The organism is Embleya hyalina (assembly GCF_003967355.1).
GTDB classification, from domain to species: domain Bacteria; phylum Actinomycetota; class Actinomycetes; order Streptomycetales; family Streptomycetaceae; genus Embleya; species Embleya hyalina.
In genome coordinates this window covers 627,149-645,569 of record NZ_BIFH01000014.1, presented here as the reverse complement: position 1 = coordinate 645,569, position 18,421 = coordinate 627,149, and the positions used below count along the sequence as shown (strand labels likewise).

Sequence of the window (18,421 nt, the reverse complement as noted above, 5' to 3'; positions counted from 1 at the left end):
GCGAGTGCGGGTCAGGTGCGAGTGCAGGTCGGGTGCGGGTGCAGGTTGGTGCCTACTCGGGTTTCTCCGACGCCAGCGCCCGGGCGGCGGCTTCGGTCAGGGCGCAGGCGTCGGCGACGCAGTCGTAGTCGACGTGTTCGGGCAGGTCGGTGTGCAGGTGGTAGTGCGGGATCAGCTTCTGGTCGTCGATGGAGACCAGCGTCGCGGTGGGGTAGCCGTGCCGGTTGGGCACCACGCCGTCGGTGGAGCTGCGCGAGCGCAGGCCGGTCAGGACCTTGATGTCGTTGCGGGTGGCGCACTCGGAGAGCAGGTTGTTGAACGGGACGTCGTAGGGCTCCATGCGCAACGGGCCCTCTGCTTCGAGGAGTACGAGGTTTCCGGACCCGACGGTGTCGACGTTCAGGAACCAGGTGCGTTCGCGGTCGAGGTCGAGGAAGTGTCGGCGGGCGAAGCCGCGGATGCCCTCCTGCAGGGCCTCCTCGGCGCCGGCCGAGACGAGCAACACCCTGACGCCGTCCACGGGTTCGTCGCGCAGTGTGCGGGCGAGGGCGACCAGTACGGCCACGCCGGACAGGTTGTCGTTGGCGCCGGGGACCGCGCGGCTGCGGCCGATCTGGGTGAACGCGGCGGTGGACAGGGCGGCGAGGCCGATGCCGGCGCGGCGCAGGCTCTTGGCGCCGGTGGCCGTGCCGAGCGCGATCAGGGCGGGGCCGGCGACGACCGGCCACCACAGCGGCGGGTTCTCGCCGACCCGGTCGAGCAGGTGCGGGTAGCGGGTGGCGAGCAGGCGTGCGGCCCGTTCGTCGAACACCGCGCCGGTGGGCGCCGCGTCGTGGTGGGCGGTCACCACGAGGGTGCGTGGCGCGTCCGGGTCACCGACCGAGGCGACCACGTTGTGGGCGGTGCGTCGGCGACCGCCGAGCGCCCTGCGGGCGTATTGGCGGCGGTAGGAGATGTCGTCGGCGATGCCCAGGGTGGCCGCGACCGCGACCGCCGTCGCGGCCACGCGGGAGCGGCCGGCGAGCAGGCCGGCGGCGGTGGCCAGGGCGGTGAGGGTGCCGATCGGGCGCGCGTAGGACGTGTACGCCGGCTCCTCCTCGACCGCGGCGTCGGTGGCGCCCAGCGTGCGCAGCAGGTCGGCTATCCGGTGCGCGGCCTCCCGCTCGCCGGCCGAGGTGGGCAGCCGTTCGATCTCGGCCAACGGCCCGATCACGGCGCGTAGTTCGGCTTCGGCGGGCCGGCGTGAGCGGTGCCCTCGGCCGGTGCCGCTCGGGCGCGGATCGATTCCCCCATGGCTCGTCATCCCGTCACGATGCCATGCGGGGCGGGCTGCGTCCGAGGGGGAACGGGCGGTTGTTGCCGATGGGTTGCGGTGGGGGTGGGCGCCTTCGAGGGTGCGGGCGTGGTCCCGGGCGCGGTCCGGGCGGGGGCACGCGCCTGCCACCGCCCGGGGGGGTCAGCCGCTCTGTGTCGAGGCGTCCATGGATCCGGGCAGTTCGTCGGTGGCGGCGGTCGTGGCGGTCACCTCGGTCTCCGTCGCCGCCGCTCCGGCCGGAGTGGCGGCCGGAGTGGCGGCCGGTGCGGCGTTCTTGCGGGTGGCCAGTACCGCCCCGCCCAGGATCAGGACGAACGACGCGCCGATCGCGAGGGTGAACGTCTCGTCCAGGATCAGTACGCCGGCCGCCACCGCGACCGCCGGGTTGACGTAGGTGATGACCGTGGCGCGGGCCGCGCCGACCTCGCGGACCAGTTCGAAGAAGATCACCATCGCGATGGCGGTGCACACCAGGGCCAGTACGCCGATCGCGCCGAGCGCCTTGCCGCCCGGCGCGTGCGCGGGCCACTGCACGGCGGCGAGCGGTGTGTACACCAGTGCGGTGAAGCCGAGGCAGACCACGGTCATCGGCAGACTCGGCACATCCTTGAGCCGACGCTCGGCCACCAGCGCCGCGCCCGCGTAGCACAGGGCCGTGGCCAATACCTCGACCGCCGCCCAGGGGTCGCCGCCGCCCAGCGTCGGCCCGGCCAGCACCGCGACGCCGCCGAACCCGATCGCGAGGCCGGCCCAGCGCACCGGCCCCATCCGCTCGGTGCCGCCGGTCAGGTAGACCAGTACCGCCCCGAAGATCGGCACGGACGCGATCAGCAGCCCGGTGGTCGAGCTGGACAGCCGCCGCTCGGCGTCCGAGAGCATCCACCACGGCCCGACGAACTCGGTGACCGCGAAGACGAGCAGCGGCCACTTGTACGGGGCCAGCCCGCGCATCCCCCCACCGCGCAGCGCGAACGGCAACAGCAGCAGGGCGCCGAGCCCGGTACGCGCGAACACCAGCACGCCCGGCGACACCTCGTCCACCGCGACCTTGATCAGCAGGTACGGGATCCCCCAGATCACGCACATGCACGCGAACAACAACGCTCCACGACGACTCACGGCCGTGTCCCCTCAATCTCTGGATCGAAGTGGATGATCAACCACACGGGGCCGATCGGTCTAGAACGTTGTTGCACGGCACGCTGTCGCGCAGCACGCTGCTGCGGTAGCCGGCGGGCGTGACGCCGAGCACGCGGCGAAACCATCGGCCCAGGTGCGCCTGGTCCGCGAAGCCGACGGCCAGGGCGGCCCCGGCGGGCGTCATCCCCCGGGCCAGGAGCGCCTGGGCGCGGGCGACGCGGTGCTGGGCGAGCCAGGCGTACGGGGGCAGGCCCGCCACGTCGCGGAAGGCGCGCAGGGTCTGGTAGCGGGACAGGCCGATCCCGGCCGCCAGCTCGCTCAGCGACGGTGGCTCGACGAGTTGGTCGGCCAGCCGATCCCGGACGGCGCGGGCCACCCGGGCGGCGTCCGGCGAGGTGCGCCGGCGCGCCTGCTCGCGGACCGCGTGTCGGCCGACGAGGGCGCGCAGCACCTCCACGAGCCGGGACTCGCCCTCGAAGGCGTCACCGCCGGTGGTCAGGTGCACGTGTACGGCGACCATCTCGGCGGCGAGCGCCGGGTCGGCGACGATCAGCGACGGGAAGTGCGGCGCGGGGCCGGGCAGGTCCTCGCCGACCAGGGTGGTGGAGGGGTAGAAGACCCGGTAGGCGTACCCCTCGGGGATGCCCGGCCCGCCGGTGTGCGTCTCCCCCGGCTCGGCGACGACCACGGCGCCGGGGCCGGAGCGGTGTACTGCGCCTCGGTAGTTGATCTGCTCGACGCCCTCGACGCAGACGCCGATCGCGTACTCCTCGTGCGCGTGCGGGGCGTAGCGGTGCCGCCGGAAGCGGGCGGTCATCAGGTCCAGGGGCGCGTCCTGGACGCCTTGTACGCGGGTCCACACGGCGCGGTCCACGGCGGCGGGGCCGAGGACGTCGCCGCCGCCTCGGCCCACGCGTCGTGCCCCGGGGTCGGGCTCACCACTCATGTCGGTTCGCTCTCAGATATCCGTGTACGGCCCGCCCGGGCACGATGGGGTCGAACCACTCCTCCGGACCGGGATCCGACAGGCGCGGCTCGACGGTCTCTGGGTCGTCGGAGGCCGCGTCGCTGAAGGTGACGAAGGCGGCCTCGACGTCGTCGTCGTAGAGCCCGTGCCGCTCCAGCAGCGACGCCGCCTGATCCACCAGCAACCGCAGCGCCATCTCCTCGGCGAAACAGCCGGGCGGCGCCCACTCGGTCCCGGCTAGCCGCCCGGTGACGGTGACCGCGGCCACCACGAAGCGCCGCACGAACCCCTCCTCGGTCAGCGGCAACGCGTCGAGGACGAAGAACGAGGCGCCGTCCTCCTCGCGCAGATTGACGAGGTCGGTGAACAGGAGGTCGATCAGCACCCCGACGGAGGCGGCCACGGCGCCCGCCGCGAGCCGGGCCTTCTCCTCCGGCACGTCGGGCTGCGCGGTATCGGGCTCACAACCGAACGCGTCGAGCCCGAACGCCCGCACCCCCGCCGCCTGCCGCTCGATCCGCAGCCGCTCCTCCGGCATCGGCCGCCGCGCCCGCATGGTCGGATCCTCCGCGGGCGCGTCCGGCCCCTCGGCGGCCATCAGACTCTCGTACACGAGTTCGTCGTGCAGCTGCACCTCGCTGCGCACCACCCGCCAATCCGCGAGCAACACGCTGGCCTCCAACACCGCGAGCACGATCTGCCGAGCCGTCCGCTCGGCCGCCTCCAGTGTCGGCGCGTCCACCGACAACAACACCCCGGCCCCATCCGACCGAGGCGTGACCCGATGATCCACCAGATCCACCCCGACCCCGTCCGCCTCCTCGAACCCCTCCACGGCATCGAGCCCGTCACTCAGCAACGCCCCGACCCCCAGCCGCTGGAGTTCATCCAGATCGGGATAGGTCTCGAGGGGCACGACATCGACATTCACCGGATAAGCCACCCGAAGATCTTCCCGGACCGCTCCCCCTTCCCCACCCCCGACACCACCGAACAACCACGTGGCGGACCACCCCCCCGAGTGCGATATGGTTTCCGTGTTCGGCCAACCGAACACCGGGACGTGGCGCAGCTTGGTAGCGCACTTGACTGGGGGTCAAGGGGTCGCAGGTTCAAATCCTGTCGTCCCGACGGTGTTTACGCAGGTCAGGGCCGGTATCTCGCGAGAGGTACCGGCCCTGACTCGTTCTGAGTGTCTAACTGCGTGACTACGGCTCCCGAGTGACCCCGAAGATGTCGTCCATCGCTACGGCGCCGGTCTGGACCACGGGGCGGATCTGCTTGCGGTAGACCTTCTCCGTCACCGCCGTCCCCGAGTGCCCGACCAGTTGCGAGATCTTCTCGATCGGCATGCCGTCATCCGAGAGCAGCGACACGAAGCTGTGCCGCAGTTCACGCGGTGTCCATTCCTTCGGGTCCACGCCTTCAACATCCTTGAGCGCCCGCCGGAAAGCCCGCCGCACGTTGCTGGCGTCGAGTTCTTTCCCCACAGCGGACGCGAACACCAAGCCGTTCTCCTCCCAGTCGTCCCCGGCGGCCAACCGGTCCCAGCCCTGGTTCTCCCAGTGCTCCCAGAGAACGTCCAAGCACCGCTGTGGCAGGGCGATGGTGCGCCGTGACCTGCGAGTCTTGGTGTCACCACCGGCGCGCACCGAGCGCCACACCGCCATGTAGGGCGGCACCGGCGGAGTCGCGTCCGGGTGTCCTTTCAGGAACACGTGATCCCAAGTCAGAGGTCGCAGTTCCTCCGAGCGCGCTCCGGTGAGCAGGGCCACCACGATGTAGGCGTACAGCGTGGTGTTCGCGGCGGCTCGCAGCACTTCCTCAGCCTGCGCGAGCGTCAGTGCCTTGGACGGGCGGCCTTTCAGCCCGGCGGGGACCGAGCACAGCTCAACGACGTTGCGCTTCACCTTGTCTCGGGACATGGCCCGCTTGACCGCGCGGTTCAGGCACTCGTGAATGCCCCGTAGCGATCGCGTGCTGAGCGTCTTCGCCTTCTTGGCAAGCCACTTGTCCACGTGCTCCGCACGAAGGTCACGAAGCTTCTGAGCGCCGAGTGACGGAATGACGTGGTTATGTCCGAGGGAGGACCAGAAGTCCAGCGTGCCTTTGTCACGTCCGGCCAGACCGAACAGAAGCCAGTCGTCGACAGCGTTCTTCACCGTGAAGTTCGTGGGCGCGATGGCAAGCCCATCCTCAAAGTCGCGCAACACCTCCTTGAGCTTGTTCTTGGCGTCGGTCTTGGTTTTGCCACTCCCCCGCTTCACGATCCTCTTGCCGCTCGGGTCGAAGCCGAGACTCGCGGTGGCGATCCAGCGCTGCCGCTTCTCATCCCAGTGGAGACCTCCGTCTCCCCTGCTACGGCGCTTGGTCACTTGGCGCCCTCCGCTTCGCGCTCCAAGAGCGCGGCGTACTCGGCGATGGCGGAGACCGGTACCAGCCGAGCACGGCCTTCCTTGACCGTACGCAACCGACCCGTGCGGATCAGGTCATAGACGACGGTCCGGCTCAACCGAAGGATCCGCACGGCTTCAGGTACGCGGTAGTGCACGGGCTCGAATCCGAACGAAGTGAGAGTGGTGGACATGGCGGCTCCAGAGCCAAACGGTGGGTGCGGTTGGAAGAGGAGGGGCAAGCACGGTGGACTCGTGCTCCGGCCCTGTTCCCGGAAGTGCGCTACTTCCGCTACCTCCGCTACCGCGCAGGTCAGAGCCCTGTTTTCGGTAGCGGATGAGGTAGCGGTAGCGGATGCGTCCGCTACCGGCGCCCGTCGGGGCGGTAGCGGGTGGCGAGGCGGTAGCGGATGGGTAGCGGATGAATCCGGCTCCATCCGCTACCTCATCTCCGCAGGTCAGACGCCGTTTTGCGGGTCGGGTAGCGGAGGTAGCGGACTTTCGGGGGGTGGGGGGCAGTAGCGCGTCCACGCGTCGTGGAGGTCGGTCGCGTAGTAGCCCTTGACCACGGCTCCCGAGGCGGTCTTGATGTTCCGCGCGACGATCGGGGTGTTGTCGGCCGTGACGTAGTCGCGCAGCCATCGGGCCAGGCCACGCGAGTCCAACGGCCTGCCGTTGAGGTCGCCCCAGGGAGCGTCGTCCTTCGCGGTGAGCCCGGCGAGGATGGCGACGGTGGGTACCCGGTCGGCGCCGTTGAACACGTGGTCGCGCAGGTCGGTCAGCAACCGGATTCCGAGGGAGCCCTTATCGTTGGCCCTGGACGCCGCGACCAGTTCCACACACGCCTTGCGGGCGCGTTCGGGCCAGTGACCGCCGACGGCATCGGCGACGGCGAGCAGGGGTTCCCACACGTCGGCGGGCCGGTCGGTCACCCCGTCCGGCAGCGCCGGCCACGCTCCGGCGATCTGTTCGCGGACGCTGTCCGCCCACTTGGCGAGCCGATCGCGCAGCGCGTTTCCCTCGGGGGTGTGGATGCGGGCGCGAAACGGGGTGACGTGCTCGTTCGGTGCGCGTCGGCGCATGCGCACGATGACGGAGCGGGTCAGGATCGTGTCCGGCAGGGAGCCCAGTCCCGCGACGGCGACGGCGCAGTACGAGGGGAACGCGACCACGGTCTGATTCGACCCGTCCCCCACGCACCGGTAGGTGACGCCGGAGCGTCGGTGTCCGGCATTGATCCAGCCGCGTAGCTCCTCGTTCTCCCCGGCTTTGGGGCCGAACACCGTGTCGATCTCGTCGAAGAGGATGGTCGGCTTGCTCTCCCCGGCGGACACGGCGCGAAAGAGCGCTGCGGCGGACGCGTTCACGGCGGGCATCGGACTAGGCACGAGCGTTTCCACGATCTCCAGAGCGCGGGTCTTGCCGCTGCCCGGCTCGGGGGAGAGGAACGCGATGCGCGGCGTGGAGTCGAAGCACTCCAGCAGGTGCGCGTGAGCGTCCCACAACGCCACGGCCACGAACGCCGCTTCGACCGGGAACACGTTGAACCGCCGGTGAAACGCCTCGACTTCGTCCAGCAACGCCGCGCCTTCCCCTCCCGAATCGGGGACGGACGGGCTGCTCTTAAGGGTGGGGGTCTGGATGCTCATGCCGCCCTCGTGACGTTGTGGGCGATCGACCAGTTCAGCGCGCTGGTGATGGCAGGGACGCTCTCGCGCTCGGTCAGGCCGGCCCCCGACGCCCCCTCCTTAAGAGCGTCTTCGACCACACCGCGCGGCAGGTCGCCGGACGCCACGAACCGACCCAGCGCCCGCGCGGCCCGAACGAGAGTCGCGTTACGCATGCCTTCCGGCGCCCCGGCGACGTTCGCGGTCTCGTTGCGCAATGCGGCAGCGGCGTACCCGGACGCGTGGCGGACGAGCGGGATCGCCACCGGGCCGCGCACGATCGGTGCGGGCCGCAGACGTTCGAGCAGCCACGACGGGAGTGGTGCGGGTGGGGTGTCGTTGAGGATGCGGTACGAGGTCGCGCCGGTGATGCTGCCGGGGGCGACGACGTAGCCGCCGTGTGCGCGGGTGTCGATCTTCCACCCGAGCTTGCCGGTGCTGTTGCGCAGGTCGATTCCGTCGGGTGCGCGGAAGTACAGGTGTTGGCCGCCGCTCGCGGTGGCGACGGTGAACGTGTCGCCGGGGTAGGGCTGTTCGGCCTGGGCGGCGAGCAGGTAGAGCACGTCGAACCCGTCGGCGGCTTCCTGCTCGGCCCACTCGGCGGGTGGGGTGTCGGTGTCGGACTTGGGCCTGTCGAGGTCGACCACGACCAGCCCGGACGGGCCGGTGGCGATCCCGACGTTGTACCGGCCGTGGTCCCAGCAGCGCGCGATGCGGTCCGGGTCGGTGGTCGCCCGGTGCTCCCAGTCCCGCACCATGGGCGGCTTCTTGCTGCCGGGCGTGATGGGGAAGACGCTCCAACCGTGCGCGGCGAGCTGGAGCGCAGTGGCCTTCAACGGGTTATCGACGGACACCGACGGCAGCGCTTCCTGCCGGGCCGGGCCGGACGGGGAGGCGGGTGCGTGGGCGGGGCAGAAGTAGCCGTGCATGTAGCGGCGCACCCCCTCAGTCGCCGGGCACGGGTCGGCCGACCAGCGCGAGCACACCGCAACGGTCTTGCTCGGCGGGTGCGAGAGGGGACGGTTCACGTGGGCATGGGTCATGCTGGATGCCTCCTGCTTCCTGCTTGGGTGTGGGAGCCCGGGGCGACCGGTCGTCTTGGCGGAAGACGGTCGCCCCGGGGCGAGTTCAGCGGGTGCCGTCGGCGTGGATCCGCCGGGCGTGGTTGTGGATGCGGCGGCCGATCCGCAGGCGGGCGCCGGTGCCCTTGCAGCGGCGGCACGGCTTGCGGATCCGGCGCTTGGGCCTGCTCGGCGTGCCGTTCGCGGCGCGGCGCTTGTCCAGCCAAGAGATGTGGTTGCCGGTGCCGTCGCAGCGTCGGCACGGGCCGAACGGCGAGACGAAGCACAACAGGCTGTAACCGAGAGCGTAGGCGGCGATCGCCGCCGCAACGAGCATCGTGAGGGTCACGAGGTGCCTCCCAGAGGGGTTTTCGCTGGTTCCGGGCATGGCAGTGCTAGGGACTAGTGCTCTGGTCAGTGCGGGGATTGGGTGCTAGCAGGGGTGCTAGGTCTAGCAAGGTGGCCTGCTAGACCTAGCACCGAATCGTGATCAGTCGGCCGCACGATTTCCGTCACGCTTGGTGACGGCGGCGGTGATGTCGTCGCGGGTGATGCCGCGCCGGTTCGCACCCTTCCCGCCGTCGACCGGCGTGCCCCAGACCTGACCGACGGCGACGCCGAACGGCTTGAGCGCGGTGGTCAGTTGCGCGGGCTTGGCCTGACTGTCGAGCGTCGCCCAGGGCCCGTAGACGTCCGGTCGCAGCTCGGCGAGGCGGTCGACCACGATTTCGTTCCACACCTTCGCCTCGGTCGGTTCGACCACGGCGAGGATGTCGGCGAGCAGGTCGTGAACGGGCGTGCGGTCGGTGTCGGCGCTCTCTCCGGCGGCCTGTCCGGTCAGCGTCCCGGCGGCGATGCGCGCGGTACGGGCGCGGGTGCACACGGTTTCGGCGCCGGGGTTGTCGACGTAGAACGAGCGGCCGGTCGACGCTTCGGGACCGGCGCCCACGAGGTAGCCGATGCCCCGGTCCTTGAGCGTGAACGTCGTAGCCCGCAGCCCGTTCTTGTACGACGACGTGCCAAGGATCATGTCGTTCTCGGTCTGGCCCATGACCTTGAGGCAGAACCGGATGCCGACGTTCGCGCTGATCGCGGTGGGCAACGAGTCCTTGTCGGGGCGTTGGGTGGCCAGCAGGAGGATGATGCCCAGCGCCCGACCGCGCTTGATGATCGCGGTGAGCTTGGTGTCGGCCTCCTTGCCGAACTTCTCGTGCGTGAAAAGCTCCTGGCACTCGTCCACCGCCAGCACGAGCGGGTGCAGTCGCAGCCGCTTCTTCGCGGCGAGTTCCGGGGTGACCTTGTTCTCGGGGCACACGTCGCGCGGCAGGCCGGAGATCACCTTTGCCCGGCGCTCAAGCTCGGTGTGGACGTAGCGGATCGAGTCCATCGTCCCGGCGATCGTGTCGTCGTCCGCGCCGGAGCCGTACGCGTGGGCGACCTGTTCGAGCGGTGACAGGTCACCGGTGCCCTTGAGTTCCCACACGTGCAACTCGGCGGTGGTGTCGAGCGCGGCGGCGAGCAGGGCGATGCGCAGGGCGAACGTCTTGCCCATGCCGGGCATCGCGCCGATCAGCATGTTCGCGTACATCAGGCTCATCAACACGACGCGCCCGCGCTGGTCCGTGGCGTACGGGATCGGGTCGAACAGCGACACCGAACCCGACGCTGCGAGTGGCCACACGGCGGGCTTGGCCTGCGACATGTCCTGATCCCCGACCCACAACACCAGCCGTCCGGCGTGCTGGTCGTACGCCGGTTCCGGCCACACGCAGCCCATCGGGCGGCGCAGGCCGGACGCGAGACGATCGCGCCGTTCGATGATGTCGACGGCGGTCACCCCGTAGGGAAGGTCGATGTCCGCGCGCCATCCGGGCCCGTCGCGGGTGATCGGGGCGACGAACGCACGCGGACCCCAACCCTTGGCCACGGCCTTGTTGATCTCGGCGATCCCCAGCGCGCCGAGCGCCCGCAGGACCATCCCACTGGACAGCTTCTCGGCCTGCGCCTTGACCACCGCCGGACCGATCACCGGCCGATCCTCCGGCGCACCCGCCCACCCCAACCCGGCGACCACGCCGAGCAGGGTGACCACCAGTGCCCATGTCGGCCCGGCGAGCAGCAGCGCGGTCAGCAGGACACCGGCGGCGAGGACAGCCGCGGCGAGGATGGTCCCGCGCAACCTCACCTTTCCGTCGCGGTGCTTGGCGAGCTTCAGGTACTCGGCCGCGTCCGCCTTGCGGACCGCTTCCGCACGGACCGGGCGCCCGTCGGCGTCGGACACCCACCGCAACGCACCACCCACCAGCCGGGCCGCGCCGAGCGGAGAGCGCAGCGCGAGCGTCCCGGCATACACCGGAGTACGCACCGCGTGGAAGGCGAACACGTGCTTGTAGTGATCGAGCACCCACGCGCTCTGCTCGCGCAACGCCTCGCGCGAGCGCAGCCATGCGGGGATAACGTCCCGGCGCTGCTCGCCCCGAACGGATTCGCTCCACGTGGGTCGGCTCCGGCCGGGCGGGTCGACCGGTACCCGAACCTCGGTGTCGTCGTCCTGGTCGGTCTCGCCGTCGGTGTCGTCGTCCTGGTCGTGGTCAATCTCGGCGTCGGGGTCGACGGCGGTCTCACGCGGGAAGGGGATCACCTCGCCGCCGGGCGGGGTGTCGTCGTCGCGGGTGTGTTCGTCGTCCTCGATGTCGGGACGGTCGAAGGTGTCGTGCGTCATGCTGAACCTCTCCTCTTAAGAGTGGAGAGCGGGCACCGGCGGAAGCTGCCAGGCGAGAGCCGGTGCCCGCACGAATCAGGTGATGGCGCTGTACGTGTGGTGGTGTCAGGCGGCTTCGGGAGTGCCGGATCGGCAGGTCCAGGGAGAGCAGCCGTCGGGTTCGCCGTCTTCTTCGAGCTGGTCGGCGACGGCGTCGAAGATGTCGACCTGCCGGTTGCGCCATTCGCCGCGTGTGACGCGGTCGATGGGGGCCTGTTCGAGGGGGAGCAGGCTGCGGTGCAGGTAGGGGGTTCCCTTGATCCCTCGCAGCTTCATCGCCCTGAGTTCGCGGTCGAACGCGATGGCGTCGGCCCATTCGTCGGGGTGGTTGTCGCGCATGTCGCGCCATGCGGCGTTGCCGTGGAACGGGCAGCCGATACAGGCGCTCTTGCGGGTGGCACCCCAGCCCTGTGCGGTGAGGTAGCGGATGCAGTCGTTGCGGGTCCAGCCGGTGCCGCCGTCGGCCGCGCCGGTGAGGTCGAGCAGCGGGAACACATTGCGCAGGTACTTCACCGGAGCATCCTTCGCGCGGCCGATCTCGTCGCGGCTGATGCCGATCGCCTGCTCGGCGAACACCCCGCGCGGAACGGGCCGAGGGTGCGGGTAACCGAGGAGGTCGCGGATCGCGGTCTTGATGGGCCTGACCTTGTATTCCTCGGTGCACTGGCGCCGGGCCATGGCCGCGCCGGTGCCGGTGCGGTCGGGGACGAAGACCGGGATTCGCATCCACCCGGCGGGGTCGAGCGAGTCGGTGCGCAGGTTCCCGCTCACACGGTGACTGTCGCCCGCCTCGGCCCGAACCCGCAGGAGTGGAATCCCCGCCGGTTCCGCGACCTCGTGCTCAAGTCGGTCGAGATGCGCGCCGATCTCCGGCGGCTCCCACCCGGTGTCCGCGAAGATCGCGTAGTCGTAGGTCGGGATGCGACCCTCGGCGGCCAGCAGCAGAACGGCCGTCGACTGCACCCCGGCGCCGAGCGACAGGATCCGCAGGGCTGGGGCCGTCACGACGCACCCGCCTGCGAGCCGTCGACCACCAGGTGCAGCCCGGCGGCCGATCGCTCCGCGAGCAACGCATCCCGCAGCGTGCGACCGTTCGCCGACGACGTGCGGACCGCCTTGCGGACTGCCTCACCCGTCAGCCGGTCGACCGGCCATCCGGCGGTCAACATCCTTGCCTCATCCAGCAGTTCATCGGTCGAGCGGGTCCGCCCCGTCGACTTCGCTGCCGTCGGGACCTTGCCGGTCGACCTGCGCGGACGCGCACCGGTCGACCGGGCCGCGCCCGACTCGGCCTTGTCGTTTTGATATGAAATGCCCTGATCAGGGGTCGACCGGTCGGCGTCGGTCGGGTCGGTCGACCGGACCTTGCCGAGCAGCTCGGCTACCGGCCGCGCGGAGTCGAACGCGAGGATCAGCGCGTCCCGGACAGCCTTGTCGGAGTCGAGCACCGACCCGCCCGGCGCGATGTCGGCGAGCGTCGCAGTCGGAGTCTGGACCACCGACAACGCGACCGGTTCGACTGCCGACTCGGGCGCCTTGGCGAGCAGGTCACGCACCCGCTTTGCTGCCTTGTGATGACGCTTGAGCGTCCGGCGGGTCACCCCGGGGTCGGCGCCATGGATGGCTCGCCACGCGATGATCCACGCCGCATCCTCAGTCAGGCCGGGCACCGACGCGAGCAGGTCACGCATGCGCCGACTCACCCGCCGGAACCGCGCCGACCGGTACAGCTCGGCCCGCAGTTGCGCGCCGGTCTTCCCGCCCTCGTGCTCGGTCCGGCTGTGCGCGTAGGACTCCCACAGCAGCACGCCGAGCATCGACGCGATCCCGAGCACGATGGCGAGCGGAACGCTCCGATGGATCGTGTGGGCGACGTTCAGCACTGCGGCGGCGAGCGCCGAGCCCCAAGTGATCGCCCGGTACAGCCCGGCGGGACGACCGTCCTCGATCGCCCGGGAGGCCATCGCGGCGCCCGCCCACGCGGCGCCTTCCGACATCGCGGTCACCAGCACGGCGAGCGCGGGATTCATCCCGAGCGCGAGATAGAACGACATCTGCGCGGGCCACGCCGTGCCCACCGACGCGACCATGATGGCGGTCACCATCACGAAGTCGCGCCGAGCGAGCACCGCATCGAACCGCTTGCGCCACCGGCGGTTGCGCTCCGCACGAGCGGACGCCCTGTCCTGCTCGGCGCCCGCACGCTCGGCCCGCTCCGCCTCGCGCTGCACAGCGGCGATCCGCGCGGCGGCTTCCGCCTGCTTCAGCGCCGACTCGGCCTGAACGGCCTGCGCGGCGGCGTGCGCCTCGGCCACCTTGGCCTTGTCGAGCTGACGACCGGCCCGCATCGAATACACAGTGTCCGTGCTCATGCGGCCCACCGCCGAGCCTCGAACCGGCGCGGCATGACCAGAACGCGAGCCGACTCGCAGAGCAACAGCTCGGCGTACTCGGCCAACTCGGGCTCCTCGCGCCGCAGCGCGGCCAGGATGTCGCACGCGGCGTCGACCCGAGCCGCCCGCTCCTCTGCGGACTCCCCGTCGACCCCCAGGAACAGCTCCGGGTCGACGCCCAACGCCGATTCGGTGAACTCGAACTTCGTCACGACCCAACGGCCGTTCACAATGGTTCTCACGGTCGTACTCCCTCACTGGAGAAACGACCTACGGGGCGCCCGACGACTTGCCGGAAGCGGGCGCCCCGGCACACATCGGTGTGCCCCGTCCCGAGAGACGAGTGGCCTTGGCCCCCGACGCGCCGACGTACCGCGCGCCGAGGACCAAGAGCACTCGTGCAGTTGTCCCCTTCCAGGAACGAACGCGCTCCTGTTGGTAGGCAGGGACATGGCCTTTCGGCCTCAATGCCATCCGGTTGACCAGGGATCCGGTGCCCTCAGCCCCCTCTGTCCGGGGCTCCTGTTTCGTACGTTGTGCATCGCCCCGCCGGCATGAGACAGCAAGGATCCGCCCACCCCTTACGGGGTCGTTCAACATGCGATACATGTTGAACATGTATCTCAGATTGGCGCTGCGGCGTACCTTCGTCAAGTCCGTTCGGGATTTTCTTTCGACGTCTCCGTCGATGACTCAACGTTGACGCATGAGACCGGGTCGTGATCACCCCGCCTTGTAGCCACGTTGGGACGTCTGCCTCTACTGTCGACAACGTTCCGAAACGCCAAGGGGGTTGGACGTGTCGAACGAGCGCCTGCGGGCGGCCATTCTCAGCAGTGACCTGAACCTGGCAACCATCGCCGCGAGGGTGGGGGTGGACCCCAAGACGATCGAGAAGTGGGTTGCGGGACGCCCACCGCATCGCCGCAACCGGTACGCCCTGGCCTCCGTTCTCGGACGCGACGTCTCGTACCTGTGGGCGGACGAGCAGAGCCCGCAAGCGACTACAGAAGTCGGTCAAGCAGAGCTGGTGTCCCTCTACCCCCACCGCTCCGTCGTCCCCAACAGCGCGTGGACTGACCTCTACAGCCGAGCAATCGAGAACATCGACGTGCTGGTGTACGCCGGGTTCTGGCTCTCGGAGGATCCTCTTTTCCTGCGGATCGTCCGAGAGAAAGCGCAGGCCGGCGCCCGGGTGCGATTCCTACTCGGCGATCCGAACAGCGAGTCGGTCGCGCAGCGAGGGGCAGATGAAGGCATCGGCGACGCCATGGCGAGCAAAATCCGAAACGCGTTGGTGAACTACACCAAGCTGTTCGGACTGCCCAGAGTCGAGTTCCGCGTGCACGGCACGGTGCTCTACAACTCGATCTATCGCGCGGACAATGAACTGCTCGTCAATACCCACGTACACGGTGTGGGCGCCTACCTCGCACCTGTACTGCACATTCGCCGCCTGCCCCAAGGGACGATGTTCGCGACCTACGCCGAGAGCATCGATCGGGTGTGGTCTGAGGCTCGCCCCTTGTCCAGCCCTACCGACTTCGGAGATCACTGATGGCCCGCATCGACTACTTCCACGATCCCGACGCCCCGGCGGCGAACTCGGTAGTGCCTTCCGTGACAGCGATCGTGGTGGACGCTCGCGGACGCCTGCTGATGATTCATCGCACGGACAACGATCTCTGGGCCATCCCCGGAGGTGGGCACGACATCGGGGAGTCCATCGCCGAAACAGTCGTGCGAGAAGTTCGCGAGGAAACCGGCATCGACGTTGAAGTGCTCGACCTGGTGGGAACGTACACGGATCCACGACATGTCATGGCCTACGACGACGGCGAGGTGCGCCAGCAGTTCTCGCTGTGCTTCCGGGCCCGCCCGGTTGGCGGAACGCTGCGGACGAGCAACGAGTCCAAGGCGGTGCGCTGGGTGGACCCGTCCAATCTCGACACGCTCAACATCCACGAGTCGATCCGGCTCCGCATCACGCACGGGCTCGCCCACCTGCCTAAGCCGTACATCGGGTAAGGCTACGACCGGTATTCCGCGAGCCGCCGGTCGACCCGGGCAGCCGCTGCGTAGATCTCCGGCTCGGCACGCCTGATGAATCGGCCGATGAGGCTGTCGGGACCGTACCGCCCAACGATTTCGGCTACACGCTCGGGAGGGGTCGTTGTCACCCCATCCGGTGTCGTCGTCATGTCGCAGTAGATGAGAGCGTCCACCAAGTCATCGCGCTCGATTGGGAACTCACCAGCCAACTCGGCGCGCAGGCCCCGTTCCTCAGCCTCAAGCAAGGCACAGGAATGGTGAGCCACAAGATTGATCACCCGAGTGTCCGCACTCGCTCGATCCCGAAGGAAGCGTGCACCATCCAGCGGGTGAAAACCCGTCTCCACCAGATCAGGGGCATAGCCGATGTCGTGCAGGACGGCAGCGGCATACAGCAGTTCCGCGTCCCCACCGAGCATGGGCCCAAGCCTTTGGGCGCAGGCGGCAACCCCCTTGGAGTGCTCCCAGCGCCGGGGCAAGGCGTCCGACAGGACGTTCCCGGCAAGCTCGTACGCCCAATCCGTCAGTTCCATCATTCGACGCTACGAGTGCTATCGAGAGCTGCGCTATCCGCCTCGCGCGCGGGCTTCGGGTCGGCGGACAGCTGTCGAGCCTTGCCAGGAACGGCAGTTACCACGCCCATACCTTCCAAGTAGGCCAAGGCTTGGCGCACCTTGCCGCGCGAAACCCCGAAGGTGCCGGCCAACTCGGCTTCACTGCGGATGGCGTCGCCTACGGCAAGTTCCCCTTGCCGAACCGCGTGGGCGAGGTCGGCGAGGATGCGTTCGTGGAGTGGTTCGGACGCTTGGCCCTCCGCTTGCCGGGGTTGCCACCCAATGCCCTTACGCGGCTCGATCAGCCCCTCTTCGGCAAGAGTGCCGAGAGCCCGCCGTGCGGTCGTCCGGGACACACCGAAGCGCGCTTGGACGCCGGACTCGGACAGTACCGCCCGCGTTGCGGACGGAGCATCCAGCTCGTGCCGCAGCGCATCGGCGATGGTGAGGTACGTACCGCGCGGACTAGCGCCGCTCACCAGCTCTCCCCTCGTTCGGCTTCTTGTGACCCCGGCGGGGTCTCAACGCCCAGCCGCTACCCACGGTGCCCAAATTTTGGCTCCGATGCCAAAAATAGTGCACAAATTTCGGCGTAAGAATGTGCCAAGTGGGTGTGCTGCCTTGCTCCGGGAACACCCCTGCGACCTGCGGAACGCAGCCTTGTCTGCGTGTCCAACTGCGTGACAACGGGGGCGTACGTTGCCGGACGTCCACGTACCTCTCGGGACTGTTTCGGCAGGTCCGGCGGCTCGTAAGTCGTGGGGGCATCACGTCCCGAGTTGACTGGGGGTCAAGGGGTCGCAGGTTCAAATCCTGTCGTCCCGACGGTGTTCAAGAGGCGCTGACCTGGGCAAAAGCCCAGGTCAGCGCCTCTTGCAGGTTTAGACCACTTACCGGTTGGAAGAGGCCCCGGAAACCTCCTGGGGACCATTTGGGGACCAGCCAGGGTTCAAATGCACCTGAAGCGCCTCCGACGCGCTGGTCACCAACCGCAGTTCCGGGTGCAGATATCGCTGCGTCGTCGAGAGCGATCCGTGCCCGGCGATCTTTCGGAGAACGTGTACGGGGACGCCTGCGTCGGCCATCCACGTCAGCCCGGTATGCCGCAATCCGTGCCGCAGCAGGAACTCGTAACCCTGCGCGGCGACTACCTCGTCCCAGTGGGTCGCATCACGCAGGATCGCCGTGGTGATCCGCCCGCCGCGCGGCCCGGTGAACAACCGTGTCATCGGGTCGGGATCGGAGCCGGCGAGCGCGATCCGGTGGAGCACGAGCGGGCGCACCTGCGGGATGATCGGTACCCAGCGTCTTCGTTTGCCCTTGGTGCCCTTGTCCACCAGCCCGCCCGGGGACGTCGTCGTCTGACGGCACAAGTTCCACATCCACGTCGTGGTGTCGACGTCCTTGATCCGTACCCCGGACACCTCACCGATGCGGGCCGCGGTGCAGCCGGCGAACCGCACCACGTCTCCCCACCCCCTGTAGCCCCCGTGCGAGCGGGCAACGAGAGCGTCGGCCAGGCCGTCGAGCGCGGCCCAGTCCCTCAAGGCGAGCGCACGGGAATTGTCGAGCTCGTCCTCGGCCGTGCGGTACGAGTGCTGCCACCCGGTGACCCGAGCGGGATTCGTCTCGATCAGCCCGTCCCGCTGGGCCTGTTGCATCACCCGCACGAGAATCGCAATCGTGTTCTTGACGGTCGACAGCCCCGCCCCGTCCTCGATCCACCCGTACACCGCCCGGTCCACCGCACCGTATGTAACCGTGTGCACGGGCAGATGCCCCAACCACGGCTTGACCCGCATCCGCCACCCCGCCAGATACGGGTCGCTCGTCTTACGCTCAAGCCCCCGCATGGCCATGTCCATGACCAGGTCGCCGTATTCGCCCAACGGCATCACGGCCATCACAGGATCCACACCCGCTGCGGCCAACTTCCTCAGCCGCTCGAGCCACGCCTCCGCCTCCTCCTGCGTGTCGTGCGCCTCCGAGACCGACAGCCGTCCCCGCCCCGCCGGATCGACCCACCGCAACCGCGCCCGGAACGGCGTCGGCCGCCCCTCACGAAACTCGATATCCGCCGACAGATTGAGGCCCACGGCCGGTATTCGCGGCGGTGGC

The 18,421-nt window shown here is 69.3% G+C and carries 18 protein-coding genes and 1 tRNA gene; 3 read left to right on the top strand and 16 right to left on the bottom strand.

The genetic code is table 11. The features are described from left to right. Nucleotides 1–52: 52 nt before the first annotated feature. The 4 genes from EMA17_RS06995 to EMA17_RS06980 all read right to left on the bottom strand — a co-directional run bounded on the left by EMA17_RS06995 (nucleotide 53) and on the right by EMA17_RS06980 (nucleotide 4,338). Nucleotides 53–1,303, bottom strand: a complete 1,251-nt coding sequence (locus tag EMA17_RS06995) for a M28 family peptidase (RefSeq protein WP_126636010.1) — start codon at nucleotides 1,301–1,303, stop codon at nucleotides 53–55. 153 nt (nucleotides 1,304–1,456) lie between these two features. Then, nucleotides 1,457–2,434: a DMT family transporter gene (locus tag EMA17_RS06990; RefSeq protein ID WP_170222115.1), complete on the bottom strand. Its 978-nt coding sequence runs from the start codon at nucleotides 2,432–2,434 to the stop codon at nucleotides 1,457–1,459. 37 nt (nucleotides 2,435–2,471) lie between these two features. Further along, the gene (locus tag EMA17_RS06985; RefSeq protein ID WP_246126522.1) at nucleotides 2,472–3,272 is read right to left on the bottom strand and encodes a helix-turn-helix domain-containing protein; all 801 of its coding nucleotides are present in this window, start codon (nucleotides 3,270–3,272) and stop codon (nucleotides 2,472–2,474) included. A 118-nt stretch (nucleotides 3,273–3,390) separates the two neighbouring features. Next, nucleotides 3,391–4,338: a hypothetical protein gene (locus tag EMA17_RS06980; RefSeq protein ID WP_126636008.1), complete on the bottom strand. Its 948-nt coding sequence runs from the start codon at nucleotides 4,336–4,338 to the stop codon at nucleotides 3,391–3,393. 141 nt (nucleotides 4,339–4,479) lie between these two features. Here EMA17_RS06980 and EMA17_RS06975 point away from each other — a divergent pair. After that, nucleotides 4,480–4,553, top strand: a tRNA-Pro gene (locus EMA17_RS06975). Nucleotides 4,554–4,630: 77 nt separating this feature from the next. On the opposite strand, the gene EMA17_RS06970 is transcribed toward EMA17_RS06975, so the two are convergent. The 9 genes from EMA17_RS06970 to EMA17_RS06930 all read right to left on the bottom strand — a co-directional run bounded on the left by EMA17_RS06970 (nucleotide 4,631) and on the right by EMA17_RS06930 (nucleotide 13,939). Next, nucleotides 4,631–5,797, bottom strand: coding sequence for a site-specific integrase (locus EMA17_RS06970; RefSeq protein ID WP_126636007.1), 1,167 nt, complete (start codon nucleotides 5,795–5,797; stop codon nucleotides 4,631–4,633). Continuing rightward, nucleotides 5,794–6,009, bottom strand: a complete 216-nt coding sequence (locus EMA17_RS06965) for a helix-turn-helix domain-containing protein (protein ID WP_126636006.1) — start codon at nucleotides 6,007–6,009, stop codon at nucleotides 5,794–5,796. The genes EMA17_RS06970 and EMA17_RS06965 overlap by 4 nt, the downstream gene beginning before the upstream one ends. A 264-nt stretch (nucleotides 6,010–6,273) precedes the next feature. Next, on the bottom strand, nucleotides 6,274–7,464 hold the full coding sequence (locus tag EMA17_RS06960; protein WP_126636005.1) for a DUF3631 domain-containing protein: 1,191 nt from the start codon (nucleotides 7,462–7,464) through the stop codon (nucleotides 6,274–6,276). Further along, a complete protein-coding gene (locus EMA17_RS06955; RefSeq protein ID WP_246126496.1) occupies nucleotides 7,461–8,525 on the bottom strand; it encodes a bifunctional DNA primase/polymerase in 1,065 nt (354 codons plus the stop codon). Before EMA17_RS06955 ends, EMA17_RS06960 begins: the two co-directional genes overlap by 4 nt. 85 nt (nucleotides 8,526–8,610) lie before the next feature. After that, nucleotides 8,611–8,892: a hypothetical protein gene (locus EMA17_RS06950; RefSeq protein ID WP_307721528.1), complete on the bottom strand. Its 282-nt coding sequence runs from the start codon at nucleotides 8,890–8,892 to the stop codon at nucleotides 8,611–8,613. 141 nt (nucleotides 8,893–9,033) lie between these two features. After that, nucleotides 9,034–11,265, bottom strand: a complete 2,232-nt coding sequence (locus EMA17_RS06945) for a cell division protein FtsK (RefSeq protein WP_126636004.1) — start codon at nucleotides 11,263–11,265, stop codon at nucleotides 9,034–9,036. Nucleotides 11,266–11,370: 105 nt separating this feature from the next. Further along, complete coding sequence (locus EMA17_RS06940; protein ID WP_246126495.1) at nucleotides 11,371–12,309, bottom strand: adenine nucleotide alpha hydrolase family protein; 939 nt, start codon at nucleotides 12,307–12,309, stop codon at nucleotides 11,371–11,373. Continuing rightward, nucleotides 12,306–13,685, bottom strand: a complete 1,380-nt coding sequence (locus EMA17_RS06935) for a hypothetical protein (RefSeq protein ID WP_126636003.1) — start codon at nucleotides 13,683–13,685, stop codon at nucleotides 12,306–12,308. The genes EMA17_RS06940 and EMA17_RS06935 overlap by 4 nt, the downstream gene beginning before the upstream one ends. Then, a complete protein-coding gene (locus EMA17_RS06930) occupies nucleotides 13,673–13,939 on the bottom strand; it encodes a hypothetical protein (RefSeq protein ID WP_126636002.1) in 267 nt (88 codons plus the stop codon). The genes EMA17_RS06935 and EMA17_RS06930 overlap by 13 nt, the downstream gene beginning before the upstream one ends. A gap of 557 nt (nucleotides 13,940–14,496) precedes the next feature. Here EMA17_RS06930 and EMA17_RS06925 point away from each other — a divergent pair. Both EMA17_RS06925 and EMA17_RS06920 read left to right on the top strand, forming a co-directional pair. Then, nucleotides 14,497–15,255, top strand: coding sequence for a helix-turn-helix domain-containing protein (locus EMA17_RS06925; RefSeq protein ID WP_126636001.1), 759 nt, complete (start codon nucleotides 14,497–14,499; stop codon nucleotides 15,253–15,255). Then, nucleotides 15,255–15,725 carry an NUDIX hydrolase gene (locus EMA17_RS06920; RefSeq protein WP_126636000.1) on the top strand — a complete coding sequence of 157 codons (471 nt, stop codon included), beginning with the start codon at nucleotides 15,255–15,257 and terminating at the stop codon, nucleotides 15,723–15,725. The genes EMA17_RS06925 and EMA17_RS06920 overlap by 1 nt, the downstream gene beginning before the upstream one ends. Nucleotides 15,726–15,727: 2 nt before the next feature. Here the strand turns inward: EMA17_RS06920 and EMA17_RS06915 are convergent, their stop codons facing one another. The 3 genes from EMA17_RS06915 to EMA17_RS06905 all read right to left on the bottom strand — a co-directional run bounded on the left by EMA17_RS06915 (nucleotide 15,728) and on the right by EMA17_RS06905 (nucleotide 18,399). Further along, nucleotides 15,728–16,282, bottom strand: a complete 555-nt coding sequence (locus EMA17_RS06915; RefSeq protein WP_126635999.1) for an HD domain-containing protein — start codon at nucleotides 16,280–16,282, stop codon at nucleotides 15,728–15,730. After that, on the bottom strand, nucleotides 16,282–16,782 hold the full coding sequence (locus tag EMA17_RS06910; RefSeq protein ID WP_126635998.1) for a GntR family transcriptional regulator: 501 nt from the start codon (nucleotides 16,780–16,782) through the stop codon (nucleotides 16,282–16,284). Before EMA17_RS06910 ends, EMA17_RS06915 begins: the two co-directional genes overlap by 1 nt. A 411-nt stretch (nucleotides 16,783–17,193) precedes the next feature. Next, on the bottom strand, nucleotides 17,194–18,399 hold the full coding sequence (locus EMA17_RS06905) for a tyrosine-type recombinase/integrase (protein ID WP_307721527.1): 1,206 nt from the start codon (nucleotides 18,397–18,399) through the stop codon (nucleotides 17,194–17,196). Nucleotides 18,400–18,421 lie beyond the last annotated feature (22 nt).

What these genes read in the sequence shown, in the direction of transcription:
- EMA17_RS06995 (WP_126636010.1), bottom strand. Translation starts at nt 1,303, where the DNA reads ATGACGAGCCATGGGGGAATCGATCCGCGCCCGAGCGGCACCGGCCGA.
- EMA17_RS06985 (WP_246126522.1), bottom strand. Translation starts at nt 3,272, where the DNA reads ATGACCGCCCGCTTCCGGCGGCACCGCTACGCCCCGCACGCGCACGAG.
- EMA17_RS06965 (WP_126636006.1), bottom strand. Translation starts at nt 6,009, where the DNA reads ATGTCCACCACTCTCACTTCGTTCGGATTCGAGCCCGTGCACTACCGC.
- EMA17_RS06960 (WP_126636005.1), bottom strand. Translation starts at nt 7,464, where the DNA reads ATGAGCATCCAGACCCCCACCCTTAAGAGCAGCCCGTCCGTCCCCGAT.
- EMA17_RS06955 (WP_246126496.1), bottom strand. Translation starts at nt 8,525, where the DNA reads ATGACCCATGCCCACGTGAACCGTCCCCTCTCGCACCCGCCGAGCAAG.
- EMA17_RS06945 (WP_126636004.1), bottom strand. Translation starts at nt 11,265, where the DNA reads ATGACGCACGACACCTTCGACCGTCCCGACATCGAGGACGACGAACAC.
- EMA17_RS06920 (WP_126636000.1), top strand. Translation starts at nt 15,255, where the DNA reads ATGGCCCGCATCGACTACTTCCACGATCCCGACGCCCCGGCGGCGAAC.
- EMA17_RS06915 (WP_126635999.1), bottom strand. Translation starts at nt 16,282, where the DNA reads ATGGAACTGACGGATTGGGCGTACGAGCTTGCCGGGAACGTCCTGTCG.